The sequence below is a fragment of the Rheinheimera soli genome (genome assembly GCF_021290985.1).
Taxonomy (GTDB): domain Bacteria; phylum Pseudomonadota; class Gammaproteobacteria; order Enterobacterales; family Alteromonadaceae; genus Pararheinheimera; species Pararheinheimera soli.
The window spans coordinates 1-1,347 of sequence record NZ_JAJOYU010000085.1; the positions used below are offsets into that span (position 1 = coordinate 1).

Here is a 1,347-nt window from a genome sequence, read left to right on the forward strand (position 1 = left end):
CCTGAGGGATCCCCACAAATTTCGACATAGTTAACGACTCCATTGGGCAGCATACGAAGCGGTATGCTGCCTGAATTCGTGAAGCGCCTCTCTCCAGCATGCTATTGGAATACGATGGCATGCTGTTTTAAGTATCCTCCTTCCCAGAAAAAAACAACTCAAGACATTTCTTCGCTTTTCTGTATTGGCTTGATACTGTCGTGCAAGACCTGCGTGCTGGCCCATCAATCCTAATAAATACAGATACATACAAGCTAACGTTCCTATCATAACCAACACCGCTAGTCTTGCCCTGATTGACGTATTCTGAAGCGATAACCCTAAACCAAACCGAATAGATTTCTGGTCACGGAAGCCTTCTTCAATTTGCATTCGGCTTCTGTAACACTGGATCACCGCAGTGGCTTTGGCCTTACTGTCTGTACTGAGCGAGGTGGCTAACAACCAGGGTTCATCCGCGCCTCGTGCTGCTGTCAGGCTGGTTTTACTTCGACGAGGTTCACCTTTTCTATTCAATGAATGACGCCCCTGCGCAGGTTGTTTGTAAAGAACAAGGGTCGTGAGCAGTGGATTACTGCGGGCCAGTGTGACATTCGCTAAAACCTTGGGAGTACTGGTAGCCTGAGCGTACAGAGACTTCGTGTAGTCCCAGTCAATCTCATCGTCGCAATACATGGTGCTGTGGCGGACCCGCCCCAGGTAATCCCATCCAAGTTGCTGTACTTGTCTGAACCAAGGCACTCTAAACCCTGCATCCGAGACAATCACCGGTGTGCATTCTGTCGGGAGTATGTCCCGAAGCTCGTCGAGAAACAGTTGATGAGTCAGTGGCTTTTCTTTGGTATCCCGAGTATGCACCTCTTCGTACAGAGTCATTGAACGGCCCTTGAAGGCCAGCGATGCCCGAAGCAGGAAGTGACGGCCAGAGGAGTCTAAATCAGACCAGTCCACCAGAATGATAGGACGAGGTAAAGATGCGACCAACAAACGGGCCAGCGTTTTGTAGATAAGGGGGAGTTCTTTCTGGAATCGGGTATTGGAGAGCAGACGGTCTGCACGCTTAATACGATGTTTTTCCAATGCTTTTCCACCGAGACCACGGCCAAGAGCCGTGATGGTTAGTGGTGAGCCTTCGCAAGCGCTTTGAACGATAGATGTGAGTGAAGCTCTGCGATATGCATGCAAAGTGGGTGTGACAGCGTGGATAAAATTAGTTAGCATACGACGAACATTCATGGTGGTTTGGCCCAGTGATTTTTGGCGATTGATCTGATCACCAAATCCCATGAATGTTCTTCTTTAGTTCATCTTTTTTTCAGTTCAGTATTTTCTGGGGATACCTCAGGA

General features: G+C 48.6%; 1 protein-coding gene. It reads right to left on the reverse strand.

Features of this window, described 5'->3' with window-relative positions; translation table 11 throughout:
• Positions 1 to 30: 30 nt before the first annotated feature.
• Positions 31 to 1,287: an IS4 family transposase gene (locus LSG37_RS21095; RefSeq protein WP_233081976.1), complete on the reverse strand. Its 1,257-nt coding sequence runs from the start codon at positions 1,285 to 1,287 to the stop codon at positions 31 to 33.
• Between the last annotated feature and the right edge of the window lie 60 nt (positions 1,288 to 1,347).

What these genes read in the sequence shown, in the direction of transcription:
- LSG37_RS21095 (WP_233081976.1), bottom strand. Translation starts at nt 1,287, where the DNA reads ATGGGATTTGGTGATCAGATCAATCGCCAAAAATCACTGGGCCAAACC.